The sequence below is a fragment of the Streptomyces sp. NPDC107538 genome (genome assembly GCF_055657445.1).
On sequence record NZ_JBVKAY010000020.1, the window covers coordinates 70,193 to 88,514 of the forward strand.

Here is an 18,322-nt window from a genome sequence, read left to right on the forward strand (position 1 = left end):
TACGCATCCGCGCGGGCTCCGGTTCAAGGGATCCGGCGGGGAGTTCGAGGGCTGGGGCTGGTGAGGCCGGGGGTGGCGGGCGTCAGGTGGGTTCGTCTGGCTTCGCGAGGGCCCTGAGGAGCTCTGATCTGCGGCGGATGCCGAGTTTGCGGTACGTGCTGGTGAGGTGGGTTTCGACCGTGCGGCGGGCCAGGTGGAGGAGTTGGGCTATCTCGGCGTTCGTGCGGTTCTGCGCGGCGAGTTCGGCGATGCGGCGCTCGCCGGCGGTGAGGGCGGAGGGGCCGGTCAGGGCCGTCGCCGTGCGGCGGGCGCCGCCCTCGCGCAGGGCCGCCTCCGCGAGGGCTCGTTGACGCAGCGCGCCCACGCGTTCGGCCCGCTCGGCCGCCTCCCGGAACACGTCACGGGCCCGCGCCCGCTCCCCGGACGCGACCAGCCCCCGCCCCTGCGCCACCAGCGCCGCGATCAACTCCGCCTCGACCGGCGCGCCGTGGGCCGACGCGGGCCCGCCCCGGTCCGGCGGTGTGGCCGAGTCGCTGCCAGGTGACGCGGCTCGGGTGTTGTTCGGAGGTGTCGTCCGGGCGTCGTCCGGTGGGGTGTCGGGGGGCGTGTCCCGGGTGGGGTGTTCGATGCCCGGGGTGGCGGGGGGCTCGGGCGGCGGGCAGTCGGTGATCGATGACAGCGCGGAGGTGGCGGTGGCGGACCGTGCGGGGGTGCCGCCCAGCGTCCAGCCCCGCATGGCGGTCACCCTGGCCGTGCCACCCCGTCGGCCGTACGTCCCGGCCTCGGATCCGGTGCCCGGCATCCGGTCGACCGCAGGTCCGGCGACCGGCCTCCAGCGGCCCGCCTCGGGTGCGGTCGTCCCGCTGCGCCCCCAGCCCCGGTCCTCGCCCCCGACCGCTGCCGCGAGCCTTTCGGCGGGGCCCCGGACGGCGGCCCCGGGTCCGGGCCTTTCGGGGGCCAGGGGCACGACCGGCGCCCCGGTCGGCTCCGGTTCGGGGTCGACGCCGTGCCGCAGGAGGTGGACCGCGCGGTCGGCCAGGGCCTGGCCGCGGCGGCCGCCCGTCGCCGTGGCCAGGGTGGTGAGGGCCCGGGCGAGGACGCGGGGGGTGTTCCAGACGGTGGCGAGGCGGAGTTCCTCCTCGGCGAGGGCGAGGGCCTCGTCGGGGCGGCCGAGGGCGAGGTGGCACTCGGCGGCGGCGGTGCGCCAGGGGGTGACGACGGGGCTCACCACGTCCCGGGCGGACTGGCGGCGGCCGCACTCCAGGAAGTCGTCGAGCGCGGCGGCCGGTTCACCGGTGGCGGCACGCAGCAGGCCCCGGGCGTGGAGGAAGCGGTTCAGCTCCCAGGAGTCGTCGGCGGGCCGGACCTCGTAGGCGTCGGCGAGGCGGGCGGCCTCGTCCGTCCGGCCGGTCTCCAGCAGGGCGACGACCCCGTGGGCCAGCGCGTTCGCCGACTCGGGGCGGCCTGCGACCGCCCGCGCCACCTCGGGGTCGGCGAGGACCTCCCCGTGGGCGCCGCGCGCGGCGGCGATGTCGATACGGACGTTGAGGAGGGCCAGGTGCATGGGATGCAGGAGGGAGGTGCGATGGCCGCCGAGAGCCCGGCGGACCAGGCGTTCGGCCTCGTCGAGCCGGTCGGCCCACTGGGCGACGGCGGCGGCGGTGCCCAGCAGGAACACCTCGGCGAGCGGATCGGCCGGCTGGGCCAGCAGGTCCTGGACGCGGTGCATGGCCGAGGCCGCCGAGGTCAGGCCGGCGGTGGCCTCGTAGCGGACGAGGAGGGCCTGTCCCGCCGTACCGACCAGCTCGGGTGAGCGTTCGGCGGTCTCGCGCAGCCAGCGGTAGACCTCCTGCCGTACGCCCTGGTCGTGGTCGGAGAGCAGCGCGGAGGCGGTCTGGACCGTGCGGATCAGGTCCGGACGGCCCGTCAGGTGCTCGTCCCGCAGGCCGCGCAGCACATCGACGGCGGCGCGGGCCTCGCCGCGCCGGGCCAGGGCGGTGCCCAGGGCGACGGCCGCGTGGACGCGTTCGACGGGCGGTCCGGGCAGCCGCATCGCCTCGGCGAGCCGGGGGATACCCGCCGTGGACCGTACCGTGGCGTACTCCAGGGAGCCCAGTTCGGTGAGGACCACCGTGCGGCGGGCGGCCGGCATCGGTTCGTCGAGGGCGCGGCGCAGTGGGGCGAGGGCGTCCTCGCCGCGGTCGTCGCGGACGGCGAGGTCGGCGGCGTCGAGCAGCGCGCCGGTCGCCCAGGCCTCGCCGACCGGGCCGCAGCGCAGCAGTTGACCGGCGACGGCCTCGGCGCTGTCGCCGCGGTGCAGCATCGCCTCGGCGGCCCGGCGGTGGGCGGCCTGCCGGTCGGCGCCGGCCCAGCCGCCGAGGACGGCGTCCCGCAGCAGCGGGTGGGCGTAGCGGGGCCGGCCCTCGGCGTCGGGGCGCAGCAGCCCGAGGCCGGTCGTCGCGGTGAGCCAGCCGGACACGCGGGCGGGGTCGGTGCCGGCCGTACGGGCGAGCAGGTCGGCGTCGGCCGTGACAGGGGTGTCCGTGTCGTCCAGTGCGGCGAGCGCGCGGGCGACCTCGGTGGTCGCGGGCCCGGCGCTGTCCAGCCACCAGGACACCGCAGCGGCGTAACTGCCCGCGTAGAGCGCCGCGCAGGTGTCCGGAAGGGCAGCGGGGAAGGCCCCCGGGTAGGTGGTGCGGAGGTCGGACAGCAGGGCGCGCAGCAACAGCGGGTTGCCCGCGCCCGCGCGTAAGCAGGCGTCGACCCACTCCGGCGGGGCGTCGCCGTGGGCGGAACGGACCAGTCGCGCCCCGGCGTCCGGGCTCAGCGGGGCCAGGGTGCGGGTGTGCACGAGGGCGGGGGAGAGGGCGTGCGCGAGACCGTCCGCCGGGGGGTCGATGTCGTACTGGCCACGCTCGGTGACCACCACCAGCACGGGCAGGCGGTCGATGCGGCGGACCATCTCGGTGAGCCAGCGGCGGGACGGGGTGTCGGCGAGGTGCGCGTCGTCCACGGCGACGAGCAGCGGGGACTCGGCCGCGTAGGACCGCAGCAACCGCCACAGCCGGGCGGGCCTGCCCCGGTGCGGCTGGGTGTCCGGCGGGTCCGGCGCCTCGCCTGCGGCCTGGTCGAACTCGGGTCCGTGGGCGAGGAGTTGGAAGACCGTGTCGAAGGGTACGGAGCGGTGTTCGGGCGAGCAGCGGGCCCTCAGGACGCGCATGCCGTTGGTCGCCGCGTGCTCGGCGGCGGCCTCCAGCAGCGCGGTGCGGCCGGTGCCGGTGGCGCCCCGCAGCAGCACCAGACGGCCCGCGCCGGTGCGGGCGCGGGCGGCCTCCGCGGCCAGCAGCTCCAGGGGCTCACGGCGTTCGAGAAGCGGTTCCGGCGCGCACATCGCTGTCTCCTGTCGTGGACTGTCTCGTGGGCTGGGTCGTGGACTGTCTCGTGGACTGACGTGTTCCGCTGTCGTTCCCGCTTCCTGAGACGGAGCGCGGCCGGTCGGGGTGCACTGCCCGTGGTGAATCTCGTGGTGTGTCTCGTGGTCCTCCACGATTGCGCGGCGCACACCGCACACAGAAGTGTGGATCGAGCCCATCGGCCACTCCCCTCACGGGAGCGGCGATTTCGCGCATACGGGAGAAACGGTTGCTCAGCACAGTCCGGACCGCCGGGACGACGACGGCGGAGCGCCAGGAGACCCGGCGCCGTATCCCGGTCGTGGTCCACACCCTCGACCCGCTCTCCCGCTCCGGCGTACTGGCCCAGCTGCGCGGGCACCCGGTGATCGACCTCGTGGACGACACCGAGGCACGGCCGGGCACCGTCGTGGTGCTGGTCGGTGACACCCCGGACGAGCCGCTGCTGTCCACGCTGCGCCGGATGGTGCGCAGCGAGGGCGCGCGCGCCGTGCTGGTGGTGAGCATGATCCGGGAGACCGAGCTGCTCGATGTCATCGAGTGCGGGGTCGGCGCCATCGTGTGGCGACAGGAGGCCACCGCGCACCGGCTGGCGCAGGCCGTGCTGGCGGCCTCGCGCGGGGACGGTGATCTGCCCGCCGATCTGCTCGGGCGGCTGATCAACCAGGTGGGGACGTTGCAGCGGTCCGTGGCCGGGCGCGGCGGGGCGCCGCTGTCCGGACTGGTGCCGCGTGAGATCGACGTCCTCCGGCTCGTCGCCGAGGGGATGGACACCGGCGAGATCGCGAGCAAGCTCTCCTACTCCGAACGCACCGTCAAGAACGTGATGCACGGGCTCACCACCCGGCTGCATCTGCGCAACCGGGCACACGCGGTGGCCTATGCCCTCCGGGAAGGCTACATCTGATCGAACGGGCATTCCCAACGGGCCGGTTGGGCAGCGCTTACTGCCCCCAGGTCGTCCCCGGCGCGTCTACGGACGCGGCGCCCGCGACGGGCAGGATCGGCGCACAGGCATCCGACACAGCAGGAGAGCACGACCGTGATCCACGAGGTGGACGAGGTCCTCAAGGGACTGATCGGCGGTGGTGCCCTGGCCGGCTCCGGCATCGACGTCGCCTTCGAGGCCCCGACCCGCGACTGGGCGGCCCGGCGCAACGCACCCGCCGTCAACACCTATCTGTACGACATCCGTGAGGACGTCTCCCGCCGCCAGCGCGGCCATATGCCGGTCCGTGACGAGCGGGACATCGTGGTCCGCCGCCGGCAGCCGCCCCGTTGGTTCCGGCTGTCGTACCTGGTGACGGCGTGGACCAAGCAGCCGCAGGACGAACACCGGCTGCTCTCCGCGGTGCTGGCCAATCTGCTGCGGCGGGAGCTGCTGCCCGCGGACGAACTCCCGGGCGCACTGGGCGCGCTGGGCCTGACCCTGCCGATCTCGGTGGCCGGGCTGCACACCGAGTCCCGGTCCCTGGCGGAGATCTGGTCCGCGCTGGGCGGTGAGCTGAAGCCGTCCCTCGACCTCGTGGTCACGTGCCCCTTCCCGGCGTTCCCCGAGTACGACGCCGGGCCCCCGGTCACCGAGGGCGCGGCGATCCGGGTGCGCGGCATCGACGGCTCCATCGAGGGCTCCGAGCAACGCGCGCACCGGCCGGGGCAGTTGGCGTCCGCGCCGCTCACCGGGGAGGAGCGGCGGTGACCGTGCACGTAGCCCCCGACACCGATGCCCTGCTGGTGCGGCTCGCCCGGCTGCGCGAGCGGGTGGCGGAGCTGGTGGCCGAGCGCGGTGCCGGTGATCCGACGGCGGGTGATCCGCTGCGCGGGCTGTATCTGTCCGAGGAGGGCGTACGGCATCTGCTGGAGCCGTCGGCGGTGCCGTACCCGTCCGCGTTCCCCGAGTCGGAGAGCGCCCCGTACGGGCCGCTGGAGCTGCTCGCGGGGCGGCTCGGGCTCACCGAGCTGGACACCCGGATCCTGCTGATCGCCCTGGCGCCCGATCTGGACCGCTCCTACGAGCAGTTGTACGGGTATCTCAACGACGATGTGAGCCGACGCCGGGCCACGGTCGGGCTGGCGCTCGATCTGTGCGGGCTGCCCGTGCATCTCGCGCGGGCGCGGGCCCGGTTCCTGCCCTCGGCGCCGCTGAGCGCGCTCGGGCTGCTGACGGTCGAGGACCCCGAACGTCCTTTCCTCGGGCGGGCGTTGCGGGTGCCGGACCGGCTGGTCGCGCATCTGCTCGGCGACGACACGCTGGACGCGGCGCTCGTGGGCCGGGTCCGTCCGCTGCCGTCGCCGTCGCCGTCGCCGTCTGCGCCGGACGCGCCGCCCGGGGCCCCCGCCGCGTCCCCGGAGGACGGCGGCTTCACGGCCAGGCTGGCCGCACGGCTGGCCGCCGCGCCGGTGACCGTGCATCTGCGGGAGCACCGCGAGGGCGACGGCCTGGTGCGCGCGGCGGCGGCCCTGCGCACGGCGGGGATCGAGGCCCTGCACTTCACGCCCCCGGCGGACGCGGAGGAGCTCTCCGCGCTCCTCCCCCGGCTGCTGCGCGAGGCCCGGCTGCGCGACTGCGCGGTCGTGGTGGCGCCGCTGCCGGAGAAGCCGGGGCCGCTGTTCCGGGCGTTGACGACGGCCGATGTGTCCGTGCTGTTCGTGGGGCCGCAGCCGTACGACCCCCAGTGGTGCGACCGTGATCCGCTGGTCCTCGACGTGCCCCGGCCGCCCGCCGGCGCGGTGGACACCTGGGCGGCGGCGCTCGGCGCGGGCGTGGGCGCGGGCGCGGACGGCCCGGGGTTCGACCTGGCGGCCACGGTCGCCCCGTACCGGCTCGGCGGTGACCGGATCGAGCGGGCGGCCCGCGCCGCCGTGGACCTCGCGGCGTTCGACGGCACCGAGGTGACCGCCGCGCATCTGCGGCTGGCGGCGCGGCTGCAGTCCGCGTCCGGTCTGGAGCGGCACGCCCGCCGGATCCGGCCCGACGTCGGCTGGGGCGACCTGGTGCTGCCGGACAAGCCCCTGGCCGAGCTGCGGGAACTCGCGCTGCGCGCCCGGCATCGCGACCGGGTGCTCGGCGACTGGCGGCTGAGCGCCGGGGGCGGCCGGGGCCGTGGGGTCCTCGGGCTGTTCGCGGGCGAGTCGGGCACCGGCAAGACACTGTCGGCGGAGGTGGTGGCCGCCGAACTCGGCCTGGACCTCTATGTGGTGCAGCTCTCCTCGATCGTCGACAAGTACGTGGGCGAGACCGAGAAGAACCTCGAACGGATCTTCACCGAGGCCGACCGGACCGACGCCGTCCTGCTCTTCGACGAGGCGGACGCCGTGTTCGGCAAGCGGTCGGAGGTCAAGGACTCGCACGACAAGTACGCCAACATGGAGAGCGCCTATCTGCTCCAGCGGCTGGAGTCGTTCGACGGCATCGCCCTGCTGACGACCAATCTGCGGGCCAACATCGACGAGGCGTTCACCCGGCGGCTGGATCTGGTGGTCGACTTCCCGTTCCCGGACACCGCCCAGCGGCTGGCCCTGTGGCGGCACAGCCTCGCCGCGGTGCCCCGCGCCGACGACATCGACCCGGCGGCGGTCGCCCGGGACTTCGAGCTGGCCGGCGGTTCCATCCGCAGCGCGGTCGTCACCGCCGCGTACGCCGCCGCCGGGCGCGGCGGACCGGTCACCACGGCCGACCTGCGGGAGGGCGCGGAGCGCGAGTACCGCAAGGCCGGGCGGCTGGTGCCGGGCGAGGGCAACTGGTAGCGGGCACGGGCCCGGCGTCCGGTGGGGCTCCCCCACCGGACGGAAACCGCCCGCCTACTCCTACTTCACCACCCACTTCTGGTTGGGCGTACCCGCGCACGTCCACAGCTGGAGCTTGGCGCCCTTGCCGGTGCCGTTGTCCTTGACGTCCACGCACTTGTCGGCCTGCGGGTTGACCAGGTCGCCGGCGGTGCTGAGCACGAACTGCTGGGCCGGGTTGCCGCTGCACCGGGCGACCTGGATGACGGCGCCGTCGTCGCGGGAGCCCCAGGCGACGTCCATGCACAGCCCGAGCGAGCGCACGGTGCCGTCGCCCCGGAAGTCCCACTTCTGGTTGGCGGTGCCCGCGCAGTCCCAGATCTGCAGCGGGGTGCCGTCCTTGCCCTTGCCGTTCTGCGCGTCCGTGATGTCGACGCAGCGGTTGGAGCCCTGGCCGATGATCGTGAATCCCTTGACGGTGGCCGGTTTCTTCGTCGTGGCCTTCGGTTCCGGTTCCTTGTCCGACCCGGACCCCGAGCCGCCGGACCCGGACCCCGACCCGCCTCCGGAACCCGAAGAGCCGGATCCCGAACCCGAGTCCGCGGGCTGCTCCTCGTCCTGGGGTGCCTCCGGCGTCTGTGAGGGCAGCGGCGCGGCGGAGATGCTCGGTGCCGGGGCCATCGCGGACGGGCTGGCGCTCGGCAGGGACGTCGTACCGGCCTCCTGCAGCTCGCCCGCCGCGCTGACGACCTTGGGCTGGTAGGCGAACCACAGCGACACGAAGGCGATCGCCAGCGCCAGGAAGATCCCCGTGCAGGTGGCCAGCCAGCCGGGCAGGAACCCCCGCTGGACATAGGTGCCGTCCACCGACTGCGGTGCCACGCCCGCCCGTTGCACGGCGAGCGCGTACGGTCTCTCCTGCTTGGAGCCGAACCAGATGATCTGTCTCGGCTTCAGCGTGGCCTTCACGAACGCGGCACGGCCGGGCTCGATCTGCACATTGCTCGGCAGGATGTCGTACGCCAGTTGGTCGCCGTGGTCGCTGCCGCTGACGGCGGCGGTGACCTTGGTGTTGCCGAGGTTGTCGATGGCCAGTTTCGGCCGTCCCCGGAAGCGTCCCTTCACGGTCGGCGGGACGAGTTCCGCCCGTACCTCCGTGAACGGTGTGATCGTCAGATTGCCCTCGGGGACGGTCGTCGCCTCGGGGTGCTGGGTCGGGGTGATGCGCACGGCGTACGGGTTAGGGCCGGCCGTCGCGTCCGGGGTGCGGGGCGGGGCGAAGGTCAGCTCGACCGTCCCGGTGGTCCCCGGGTAGAGCCGCAGGGTCTGCGGTTCCACCCTGGTCCAGGGCGCGATGCCGCCGACCGGCTCGAAGCGGTACTCGTCGACCACGTCCCCGGTGTTGCGCAGCCGCAGCCGTACGGTCGTGCTGCCGCCCGGGTCCACGGTCGCGGAGGCGGGTTCGAGGGAGGTCCACAGGCTCATGGTCAGGCTCCCTCGGCGGGCACGATCTGCCATTCCTGGTCGTCGGTGACGGTGCAGTGGAAGAGCATCAGGGTCACCTCCTCGCGTGTGTCTTCGTTGCCCGCGATCTCCAGGCACTTGTTGTCGCTCGCGTAGTTGCGGATCCAGTAGCCGCCGCCCTGTTGCTCGTCGAGCCACCACAACTGGTTGTCGCTGGTCGTGCCGTCACAGGTGAACTCCGTGATCTTCGTATGGATCGGGTTCGCCCCGTAGTTGGGCAGGTCCATGCAGAGCTGGTCCTTGGCGTTGCGGATCTGGAAGAGGTCGGTGCCGTCGGGCGCCTGCTTCGCGGCCGTGACCTCCAGGTTCCAGAGCTGGTTGTCCGCCGTGCTGTCGTCGCAGGTGAACTGCTGGACCCGGCCGTCCCTGCGCCCGTTGCCCTCGCCGGGGACGTCGGCGCAGAGCTTGGTGGCGAGGTTGCGCAGGAGGACGTTGCTCGCGGGCAGCACGCCCGCGTCCTCCTCCTCGGCCGGCTCGGGCGACTCGGCGGGCTCGCCGCCCCCGCCGCTCCCGTCGTCCGCCTTCTCGGAGGGGGCCGTCTCCTTCTCCGGCCCGGATTCCGGTTCGGACTCCGGCTTCGCGGACTCCAGTGGCTGCGCCGAGGCCGAGGGCGGCAGCGTGCTGACACCGGCCTCCTGGTACTCGCCGGCGGCGCTGGTCACCTTGGGCTGGAAGGCCAGCCACATCGTCAGGAAGGTGATCGCCAGCGCCAGGAGGATCCCGAGACAGGTGGCCAGCCAGCCGGGGAGGAAGCTCCGCTGGATGTACATGCCCTCGACGTCGAGCGGCGTGATCCCCGACCGCTTCACCGCGAACGCGTACGGCCGCTCCTGCTTCGACCCGAACCAGGTGATCTGGCGCGGCTTCAGCGTGGCCTTCACGAACGCCGCGCGCCCCGGTTCGATCTGCACATTGCTCGGGTGGATGTCGTACGACAGCTGGTCCCCGTTGTCACTGCCGCTGACCGACGCGGTGACCTTGGTGTTGCCCAAGTTGTCGATGGCGAGCTTGGGCCGGCCCCGCAACCGGCCCTTCACGGTCGGCGGGACCAGCTCGGCCCGCACCTCCGTGAACGGTGTGATCGTCAGATTGCCCTCGGGGACGGTCGTCGCCTCGGGGTGCTGGGTCGGGATGATCCGCACGGCGTACGGGTTAGGGCCGGCCGTCGCGTCCGGGGTGCGCGGCGGGGCGAACGTCAGCTCGACCGTCCCCGTCGTCCCCGGGTACAACCGGAGCGTGTGCGGCTCCACGGTCGTCCAGGGCGCGAGGTCGCCGACCGGCTCGAAGCGGTACTCGTCGACCACGTCACCGGTGTTGCGCAGACGCAGCCGTACCGTCGCTGTACCCCCGGGGTCCACCGTGGTCGACGCGGGTTCCAGGGAAGTCCATAGGCTCACAGAGGGACGCTACGCGGCGCACGCCGTGCGGTCAGGAGCCGTCGGGGCAGGCCCTGCTGCCCCGACGGCCACCGATCACCCGCCCCAACAGCCTTGTCAGACGGTGAACTTGACGGCTTCGAGCCAGATGCCGTTGTCGAGGGTGCCGCCGAAGATGAAGTGCTCTCCCTCGCCGGGCTTGTCGCAGGCGAAGTTCTGCCAGCCCCGGTCCTTCTGGTGGACCGACTGGCAGACGGCCCTGCCGCCCTCGTCGACGTTGATGGTGAAGCCCAGCATGTCCGGGGCGCCCGCCTTGGAGCTGCCGAAGTAGTTGTCGAAGCCGTCCTTGGCGCTCGACCAGGGCTTGCCGTTGTAGTGGCCCTGGCCGTTGGTCGAGTCGGGGTCGTGGACGAAGGCGGCGCTGGCCGTGCCGTTGACGCCGGACACCGCGATGTTGAGGGCCTTGAGCGGCCGGCCCTGGCCCACCGTGCCGGCCGTGTCGCCGTCGCACTCCGGGGCGGTCCAGCCCTTGCCCGTGACGAAGGCGCGGTAGCAGATGTGCCGGCCGTTCGGGTCCGCCGCGGCCAGCTGCCGTACGGCGGTCGCGGCCGTGGGCGCGGCCTTCTTCTTCTCCTCGGAACCACCGCCGGAGCCGGAGCCGCTGTCGTCGCCGGCACCGCCCCCGCCCGCGCTCTCCGTCTCCGCCGCCTGCGGGGGCGCGGAGGAGGGGGCGGGCTCGGAGGGGGTGGGCGGCGGCGGGGTCGAGGCCGCCGGTGCCGAGGGGGTGGGCGGCGGCACCGTGCTGACCGAGGCCTCCTGGAACTCGGTGGCGGCGCTGTTCACGGGGGGTTTGAACGCCAGCCACATCGTCACGAACGTGATGGCGAGCGCCAGGAAGATCCCGAGACAGGTGGCCAGCCAGCCGGGGAGAAAGCTCCGCTGGACGTACGTCCCCTCGACATCGAGCGGCGTCACCCCCGACCGCTTCACCGCGAAGGTGTACGGCCGCTCCTCCTTGGACCCGAACCAGATGATCTGCCGCGGCTTCAGCGTGGCCTTCACGAACGCGGCACGACCGGGCTCGATCTGCACATTGCTCGGGTGGAGGTCGTACGACAGCTGGTCCCCGTTGTCACTCCCGCTGACGGACGCGGTGACCTTGGTGTTGCCCAGGTTGTCCACGGCGAGCTTGGGGCGCCCCCGGAACCGGCCCTTCACGGTCGGCGGGACCAGCTCGGCCCGCACCTCCGTGAACGGCGTGATCGTCAGATTCCCCTCGGGGACGGTCGTCGCCTCCGGGTGTTCCGTCGGGATGATCCGCACCGCGTAGGCGTTCGGCCCCGCCGTGGCGTCGGGCGTCCGGGGCGGCGCGAACGTCAGCTCCACCGACCCGGTGGTCCCGGGGTACAGCCGGAGCGTCTGCGGCTCGACGGTCGTCCAGGGCGCGATGTCGCCGACCGGCTCGAAGCGGTACTCGTCGACCACGTCCCCGGTGTTGCGCAGACGCAGCCGTACGGTCGTACTGCTTCCCGGGTCCACGGTCGTGGAGGCGGGTTCGAGGGAAGTCCAAAGGCTCACGCGGCCACGCTAGGCGGGACGGACGACGGGAGTCAGGAGTCGTAGGGGCACCACCGGGTGCCCTCACGGCCACCGTTCGTCCCCGCCTACGCGTGCTGGCTCTCCCACTCCGAGTCCGAGGAGTCCGGGGCGTGGTCCAGGGTCTTCTCCGTCATTGCCCCCTGCAGGACCCAGTCCTCCAGCTGCACATTGCTCGCGGCGGCCTTCCGCCTGACCGCCTCCACCACCTCGGGATGTGCGCGCATCCACTGCGGCATCAGCCAGCCGGGGAAGAACTGCTCGTGGGTGCCGGAGGCCACGACCTCGTACCCGTTGGGCCGGCCGAGGTACTCGTTGACCGCGTCGAAGGCCCACTGGCAGCTGCGGCACGCCTTCTTGACACCACCCATCATGACCTTTTCCGGGTTCTGGGCGTCCTTCGGGTTGGCCAGCCAGTGCGCCACATGCTTGCCCAGCACGGTCATCTCACCGTGCTGGGAGACCTTTCCGGCCTCGGCGGCGTCGATCGCGTACCACTTGATCTCCTTGCGCAGCGCGGCCTCGATGGCGTGCAGCCCGGGGGCCTCGCCATGGGCCTCGGCGTAGTCGCCCGACGCCTGGGCCTTGAGCTTGTTCTGGTCCTTCGGCGTACCGAACTCCTGGCCGAACGCGGCGACCGCGTCCTTCTTCAACGCCGTCTCGACGACGTCCTTGTCGTTGTCCGTGACCCGCTTGTCACCCGTGTTCCCCGCGATGGCGAGCGAACCGTCGGGCAGGAGCGACACAGCCAGGTGAGGGGTGATCTTCTTGGCGCCCCGACGCGGGTTCTTGTTCTTCTTGTCCTTGAACATCGAATTGGTCTTCTCGACGGTGTCCAGGGCGACGCGGGACATCCGGTCCAGCATGCGCAGGGTGACGTCCCGGTCGTTCTCGCCGGTCGGCTTCGTCTGCCTGTATGTGCCCGTGGCGACCCGCTGGACGGCGAGTGTGCCCGGCGCCGCGGTCGCGCCCCCCGTGGACTCCTCGGCCCGCAGCACCGGGACCGCCGCGCCCATCACCCGGTGGGCGTTCGCCTCGGCCTCCCGCTCGAACCGGTCGCCGGGGTCACTGACGCGCAGTCCGCCGCCGTTGTCGGTGCCCGCGACCGGCCCCTGTCGCTGCTGGATGACATGCGTCAGTTCGTGCGCGAGGGTGTGCTTGTCGGCACCGCCCTGCCCCACCACCACATGGTTGCCGGAGGTGTACGCCCTGGCCCCGACCTCCGCCGCGGAACGCTGGGCCACGGCGTCCGAATGAATGCGTACGTCACCGAAGTCGACACCGAGCCGGGCCTCCATCTCGGCGCGCAGCGGCTCGTCGAGGGGCCGGCCCGGGGTGCGGAGCGTCTGGTGCACTGCCGAGCGCTGGACGGAGGTGGTGTCGGCGGCCGCGTGCCCGCAGTTCGCGTCGTGCTCGTGACGCTCCTCCTCCACGGCACGGCTCACGGCCGCGTTGCCCGCCAGACGCTGGAGTGCCAGCAGCCGGTTCGCGGCGTCGCCGCGCGCCGCCCCCTGACCAGCCGTGCGAAGACCCCCGGCCTTCCGCGCCCGGACTCCGTCTCCGTGTACGTGCACTGACATTCTCCTCGGCTGCGGGAACACACCTGGCCCCCATCGATACGGGATCCCGCCGCCCCGGCGGAAGGTCCGCGAAGGCAGAGCCGAGGGCAATCCGGTCGTTTGCCCCTGGGGGCAACGGGCATGCCCCCGATCTGGCACCGGAGGACGTTTCCCGGCACGCGCTTCGCGCGTGAGGGTGAGAGGCGACCTGTCTCGTACCCCAAGGAGAGCAGAGCATGCCGTCCTACCTGTCGCCGGGCGTCTACGTCGAGGAGGTGGCCAGCGGCTCGCGTCCCATCGAGGGTGTGGGCACCTCGGTCGCCGCCTTCGTGGGCCTGGCTCCGACCGGTCCGCTGAACGAGCCGACGCTGGTGACCAACTGGTCCCAGTACGTGGCGGCCTTCGGCGAGTTCACCGACGGCTACTACCTCGCGCACTCGGTGTACGGGTTCTTCAACAACGGCGGCAGCGCCGCGTACGTCGTCCGGGTCGGCGGCACCGACCAGGGCGCCGCCTCCGCCGGCGGTCCGGCCGCCGTGACGGGCTCCGCCGCGCCGGCCGCGCTCCCGCCGGGCGAGCCGAAGCAGCTGGGCACGTTCAGCGTGACGGCCGTCGCGGGCGGTTCGCTGAGCGTCGAGGTCGCCGACCCCGAGGGCGAGGGCCCGGCCGAGCGCTTCAAGCTGATCGTCAAGGACGGCGACAAGGCCGTCGAGACGTTCGACGTGACCGCCAAGAAGGGCGGCCGCAACTACGTCGTCACCCAGGTCAAGGAGCGCTCCAAGCTCATCACGGTCCAGGAGACGGCCCCGGCCGCGCAGTTGGCGCGCCCCGACAACCAGACCGTGGCCCTGGCCGCCCCCGCCGCCCCGGCCCCCGTCGCGCCCGCCGCCGCGGACGACTCCCACCCCGGCCCGGCCAAGTACCTCGGCGACTCCGCCGACCGCACCGGCTTCGGCGGCCTGGAGGCCGTGGACGAGATCTCCATGGTCGCGGTGCCCGACCTGATGGCCGCCTACCAGCGCGGCGCGATCGACCTGGAGGCCGTCAAGGCCGTCCAGCTGGGCCTGATCGCGCACTGCGAGCTGATGGGCGACCGCGTCGCCGTCATCGACCCGCCGCCCGGCCTCAACGCCCGCCAGATCCGCGTCTGGCGCCAGGAGACCGCCGGCTACGACTCCAAGTACGCGGCCCTGTACTACCCCTGGATCAAGGTCTTCGACCCGGCCAGCGGCCAGTCCCGCGTCATCCCGCCGAGCGGTCACGTCGCCGGTGTCTGGGCCCGCAACGACTTCGAGCGCGGTGTGCACAAGGCGCCCGCCAACGAGGTCGTCCGCGGTGCGGTGGACCTGGAACTCCAGATCACCCGTGGCGAGCAGGACCTGCTCAACCCCATCGGCGTCAACTGCATCCGCGCCTTCCCGGGCCGCGGCATCCGCGTCTGGGGCGCCCGCACCATGTCCTCCGACCCGGCCTGGCGCTACCTCAACATCCGCCGGTACTTCAACTACCTGGAGGAGTCGATCCTGATCGGCACCCAGTGGGTGGTGTTCGAGCCGAACGACCACGCGCTGTGGGCCCGGATCCGGCGCAACGTCTCCGCGTTCCTGGTCAACGAGTGGCGCCAGGGCGCCCTGTTCGGCCAGCGGCCCGAGGACGCGTACTACGTCAAGTGCGACGAGGAGACCAACCCGCCGGAGTCGGTCGACCTCGGCCGGGTCATCTGCGAGATCGGTATCGCCCCGGTCAAGCCCGCCGAGTTCGTGATCTTCCGGCTGGCGCAGTTCTCCAGCGGCAGCGGGGAGTTGGAGGAGTAGGCGGTCACGGCCCGCGCCCCTCCTCCCGCTTTTCCTCCCACCGAAGCCCTTTCCCCAGCCCTCCTAGAAGGACACAGAACAGATGAGTCTCGCGCCGGGTGACGCCCTTACTTCACATAATTTCGGCCTGCAGATCGACGGGGTGATGGTCGAGTACCTCGCGGAGGTCAGCGGCCTCACCCTCGAACAGGACGTCATCACGTACCAGCAGAACTCCGCGCAGGGCCGGCCCGAGGTCAACCTTCTGCCGGGTGTGCAGAAGAACGGGCAGTGCACGGTCGTGCGCGGTATGACGCAGTCGGCCGCGTTCAACACGTGGATCAACGACTCGATCAACGGTCAGATGGGCTCGGCGCGGAAGAACGCGTCGATCATCATGATGGATTATCAGAACAACCCGGTGAAGCGGTACAACATGCGTAACGCCTGGTGCAGCAAGATCGACGCGAGCACGCTCAAGGCGGGTGAGGCGTCCGCGCTCACCGAGACCGTGACCATCGTCTTCGAAGAACTGGTCATCGAGTAATGCGGCGTACGGCTGCCAGGGCGGGGGCGGGCGCGGGCGAGGCGGCTGCGGCCGCGGCTCCCTTCCCCACCACCGCCGCCCCTCCCGCCGCCGTGTCGGCTCCGGAGCCGGCTCCGGCTCCGGCCGTCGCGCCGGTGGCGCAGCGGCTGCGGACGGAGTTCCCGTTCGAGCTGCCGCGCGGGTACGTCGACGAGGCGGGGAACGTCCACCGGGAGGGCGTGATGCGTCTCGCCACCGCCCGGGACGAACTGATCCCGCTCCGGGACGTCCGTGTCCAGGAGAACCCGGCGTATCTGTCGGTCGTGCTGCTCGGCCGGGTCATCACCCGGCTGGGCAATCTGCCGATGGTCCACGACGGGATCGTGGAGAACATGTTCGCGTCCGACCTTGCGTTCCTGCAGGACTTCTACCGGCAGGTCAACGCGGAGGGCCACACCCGCGCGGCCGTGGAGTGCCCCCATTGCTCCGAGCCCTTCGAGGTCGAACTCGGCGGGAGCCGCCTGGGGGAATCGTGACGTACGCGACCGACCGGCTGCACGAGGAGATCGCGTACGTCGCCTTCCACTTCCACTGGGGCTTCGAGGAGATCCTCGACCTCGAACACCACGACCGCCGCCGCTACACCGAACAGATCGCGTCCCTCGTGACACGGGGCGGGTCGGAGGGCTGATCACGTGGGGTTCTTGGATCGCTTCCGCGCGGGCGCCGGCTTGGGTGTTGGGGGTAGCGGCAGCCGGGTGGGGTCCGGGTCTGGGGCGGCTTCGGGGTCTGGGGCTGGCTCGGGGTCTGGGGCTGGCTCGGGGTCTGGGGCGGGCTCAGGCTCCGGCGGTGGCTCGGGATCTGGGGCGGCTTCGGGGTTCGGGGCGGACTCGGGTGGCGGGCTTGCTTCGGCCGGTGATGGTGCCTTGGCCAGTGAGGGTGCTTCCGCCGGTGGGGGTGCTTCCGCCGGGCGGGGCGCTTCGGTGCGTGGTTGGGAGGGGCTTGCTCCGATTCAGCGGGCCCTCGGGGGGCGGGCCGCTGTCGCGGACGCCGGGTTCAGCGGGCGGTTGAGCACCTGGCAGAACCCGTCGTTCGCCGGGACGCTGTCCCACGCCGTCCTGCCCGGAGCGCCGGGCGGGCTGGTCAAGGACGTCCTCAGCACATCGGCGACGCCCGTGGCCGGACTCGAACTGCCGTCGCGCACACTGCCGGTGGCGAACGATGAGCCGGAGCCGCGCGCGGATGGCCCCGGCGAGGCGCGGCCGGTGCAGCGCGCGCCCCACCAGGTCACGCCGTCCCGCCCGGTCGGCCCCCGGGTGACTCCGGTACCGCCCCGCACCACCCACCGCCCCACCCCTTTGACGAAGGCCCCCACCACCTCACCCGCCGTCCAACGCCGAACCCTGCCGACGGCACGGCCCGAGACCAGCGGGGCCGCCGGGATCTCGGAGAGTCCGGCTTCGGGCGGGCCCACCGCGTCGGGCGGTGCCGTGTCCGGGCACGGGGCGCCGGGCGCTTCCTCGCCGGGCGCTTCCTCGCCGGGCGGTTCGCCGTCCGGGCACGGGGCGCCGGGCGGGCGTACGGCGTCGGACGGTTCCTCGTCCGGGGCCACGCGTTCCGGTGCGGCGGTGCAGCGTTCGGTACCGGGCGACGCGGCGCCGGGGCGCATGGCTCCCGGCGGCGACCCGTTCAGCCGTACGGCGCCGGGCGGTTCCGCGTCAGGGCCCACGGCGCCCGGCGATGACTCGTTGCAGCGTTCGGTATTGAGTGACGCGGCGTCGGAGCGCGTGACCTCTGACAGCAACACGTCGGCCCATTCGGGGTCGGGCGGCACCTCGTCAGGGGCCGCAGCCTCCGGCGGGCCCTCCGTGCAGCGTTCAGCGCCGGGGCGCGTGGCTCCCGGCGGCGACCCGTCCGGCGGTACGGCGCCCGGCGGTACGTCGTCTGCGGCTGCCGGCGGGCCCTCCGTGCAGCGTTCGACGTCGGGGCGCATGGCTCCCGGCGACCCATCCGGCCGTACGGCACCCGGCGGTACGTCGTCAGCGGCTGCCGGCGGGCACTCGTCGAGCCGGACCGCGCCGGGCCAGGACTTTTCGGCGCCCGCAGCTTCCGGTGGTGGCGCGTTGCAGCGTTCGGTGGCGGGCGACACGGGAGCGGGGCGTGTTGCTTCCGGTAGCCCCACGGCACAGGCGGGTGCCTCGTCCGGGCGGGCGGCGTCCGGGCATGGCTCGGACGGTTCGGGCTCGCACGCTTCCGGCTCGGGCAGTTCGGGTTCGCGTTCGGTCGGCGCCGCCGGGGGCCCGCGCGGGGCAACAGCTCCCCCCACCGGGCCTGTTGGCGGCGATGCCGCACAGCGCGGCTCAGGCAGCGCGTCGCCCGACCCCAACCCCGCCGGACTCACCGTCCAACGAGCGGCAACCAACTCCGCTGGTACGGGGACGAGTTCCGACCGTACGACACCCAACCCCACCGGGACGACCACGGGCGCCGCCGGAAGGGCAACCGCATCGGGCACCTCGGCCACGAGCCCAGGCACCTCGGCGGCCGGATCTGGCAGCACGTCGGCCGACCCCAACCCCACCGGACTCACCGTCCAGCGAACGGCAACCAACTCCGCCGGTACAGCGACGAGTTCCAGCAGTACGACACCCAACCCCACCGAAACAGCCACAGGCCCCGCCGGAAGAGCAACCGCACCGGGCGGCTCGACCACAAGCCCAGGCACCTCGGCGGCCGGATCTGGCAGCACGTCGGCCGACCCCAACCCCACCGGACTCACCGTCCAGCGAACGGCAACCAACTCCGCCGG

The 18,322-nt window shown here is 73.0% G+C and carries 13 protein-coding genes; 7 read left to right on the plus strand and 6 right to left on the minus strand.

Annotated features, from left to right (window positions below; translation table 11 throughout):
* Positions 1–82 precede the first annotated feature (82 nt).
* Positions 83–3,391: a helix-turn-helix transcriptional regulator gene (locus ACZ7MG_RS39895; protein ID WP_471396100.1), complete on the minus strand. Its 3,309-nt coding sequence runs from the start codon at positions 3,389–3,391 to the stop codon at positions 83–85.
* A gap of 251 nt (positions 3,392–3,642) precedes the next feature.
* On the opposite strand from ACZ7MG_RS39895, the gene ACZ7MG_RS39900 reads away from it, so the two are divergent.
* From ACZ7MG_RS39900 to ACZ7MG_RS39910, 3 genes are all read left to right on the plus strand, one after another.
* Positions 3,643–4,320: a helix-turn-helix transcriptional regulator gene (locus ACZ7MG_RS39900; protein WP_471396097.1), complete on the plus strand. Its 678-nt coding sequence runs from the start codon at positions 3,643–3,645 to the stop codon at positions 4,318–4,320.
* 135 nt (positions 4,321–4,455) lie between these two features.
* Positions 4,456–5,112: a Pvc16 family protein gene (locus tag ACZ7MG_RS39905; RefSeq protein ID WP_471396095.1), complete on the plus strand. Its 657-nt coding sequence runs from the start codon at positions 4,456–4,458 to the stop codon at positions 5,110–5,112.
* A complete protein-coding gene (locus ACZ7MG_RS39910) occupies positions 5,109–7,160 on the plus strand; it encodes an ATP-binding protein (RefSeq protein ID WP_471396093.1) in 2,052 nt (683 codons plus the stop codon). Before ACZ7MG_RS39905 ends, ACZ7MG_RS39910 begins: the two co-directional genes overlap by 4 nt.
* Positions 7,161–7,220: 60 nt before the next feature.
* Here ACZ7MG_RS39910 and ACZ7MG_RS39915 read toward each other — a convergent pair whose 3' ends face one another.
* The 4 genes from ACZ7MG_RS39915 to ACZ7MG_RS39930 all read right to left on the minus strand — a co-directional run bounded on the left by ACZ7MG_RS39915 (position 7,221) and on the right by ACZ7MG_RS39930 (position 13,209).
* Positions 7,221–8,624, minus strand: coding sequence for a ricin-type beta-trefoil lectin domain protein (locus ACZ7MG_RS39915; RefSeq protein ID WP_471396090.1), 1,404 nt, complete (start codon positions 8,622–8,624; stop codon positions 7,221–7,223).
* A 2-nt stretch (positions 8,625–8,626) separates the two neighbouring features.
* Entirely contained in the window at positions 8,627–10,060 is a 1,434-nt protein-coding gene (locus ACZ7MG_RS39920; RefSeq protein ID WP_471396087.1) for an RICIN domain-containing protein, read from the minus strand.
* A gap of 96 nt (positions 10,061–10,156) precedes the next feature.
* On the minus strand, positions 10,157–11,617 hold the full coding sequence (locus tag ACZ7MG_RS39925; RefSeq protein ID WP_471396085.1) for a hydrolase: 1,461 nt from the start codon (positions 11,615–11,617) through the stop codon (positions 10,157–10,159).
* A gap of 86 nt (positions 11,618–11,703) precedes the next feature.
* Positions 11,704–13,209 carry an eCIS core domain-containing protein gene (locus ACZ7MG_RS39930; RefSeq protein WP_471396082.1) on the minus strand — a complete coding sequence of 502 codons (1,506 nt, stop codon included), beginning with the start codon at positions 13,207–13,209 and terminating at the stop codon, positions 11,704–11,706.
* Between the two features lie 221 nt (positions 13,210–13,430).
* On the opposite strand from ACZ7MG_RS39930, the gene ACZ7MG_RS39935 reads away from it, so the two are divergent.
* From ACZ7MG_RS39935 to ACZ7MG_RS39950, 4 genes are all read left to right on the plus strand, one after another.
* Positions 13,431–15,008, plus strand: a complete 1,578-nt coding sequence (locus ACZ7MG_RS39935; protein WP_471396080.1) for a phage tail sheath subtilisin-like domain-containing protein — start codon at positions 13,431–13,433, stop codon at positions 15,006–15,008.
* 82 nt (positions 15,009–15,090) lie between these two features.
* Positions 15,091–15,534 carry a phage tail protein gene (locus ACZ7MG_RS39940; RefSeq protein ID WP_033526822.1) on the plus strand — a complete coding sequence of 148 codons (444 nt, stop codon included), beginning with the start codon at positions 15,091–15,093 and terminating at the stop codon, positions 15,532–15,534.
* Entirely contained in the window at positions 15,534–16,049 is a 516-nt protein-coding gene (locus ACZ7MG_RS39945) for a hypothetical protein (RefSeq protein WP_471396077.1), read from the plus strand. The genes ACZ7MG_RS39940 and ACZ7MG_RS39945 overlap by 1 nt, the downstream gene beginning before the upstream one ends.
* The gene (locus tag ACZ7MG_RS39950) at positions 16,046–16,204 is read left to right on the plus strand and encodes a DUF6760 family protein (RefSeq protein ID WP_086753604.1); all 159 of its coding nucleotides are present in this window, start codon (positions 16,046–16,048) and stop codon (positions 16,202–16,204) included. Before ACZ7MG_RS39945 ends, ACZ7MG_RS39950 begins: the two co-directional genes overlap by 4 nt.
* Before the next feature lie 321 nt (positions 16,205–16,525).
* Here ACZ7MG_RS39950 and ACZ7MG_RS39955 read toward each other — a convergent pair whose 3' ends face one another.
* Positions 16,526–17,506: a hypothetical protein gene (locus ACZ7MG_RS39955; RefSeq protein ID WP_471946660.1), complete on the minus strand. Its 981-nt coding sequence runs from the start codon at positions 17,504–17,506 to the stop codon at positions 16,526–16,528.
* Positions 17,507–18,322 lie beyond the last annotated feature (816 nt).

Excerpts from the sequence above, each read along its gene's own strand:
- ACZ7MG_RS39895 (WP_471396100.1), bottom strand. The coding sequence starts at position 3,391 with ATGTGCGCGCCGGAACCGCTTCTCGAACGCCGTGAGCCCCTGGAGCTG.
- ACZ7MG_RS39915 (WP_471396090.1), bottom strand. The coding sequence starts at position 8,624 with ATGAGCCTGTGGACCTCCCTCGAACCCGCCTCCGCGACCGTGGACCCG.
- ACZ7MG_RS39940 (WP_033526822.1), top strand. The coding sequence starts at position 15,091 with ATGAGTCTCGCGCCGGGTGACGCCCTTACTTCACATAATTTCGGCCTG.
- ACZ7MG_RS39935 (WP_471396080.1), top strand. The coding sequence starts at position 13,431 with ATGCCGTCCTACCTGTCGCCGGGCGTCTACGTCGAGGAGGTGGCCAGC.
- ACZ7MG_RS39955 (WP_471946660.1), bottom strand. The coding sequence starts at position 17,506 with ATGCGCCCCGACGTCGAACGCTGCACGGAGGGCCCGCCGGCAGCCGCA.
- ACZ7MG_RS39945 (WP_471396077.1), top strand. The coding sequence starts at position 15,534 with ATGCGGCGTACGGCTGCCAGGGCGGGGGCGGGCGCGGGCGAGGCGGCT.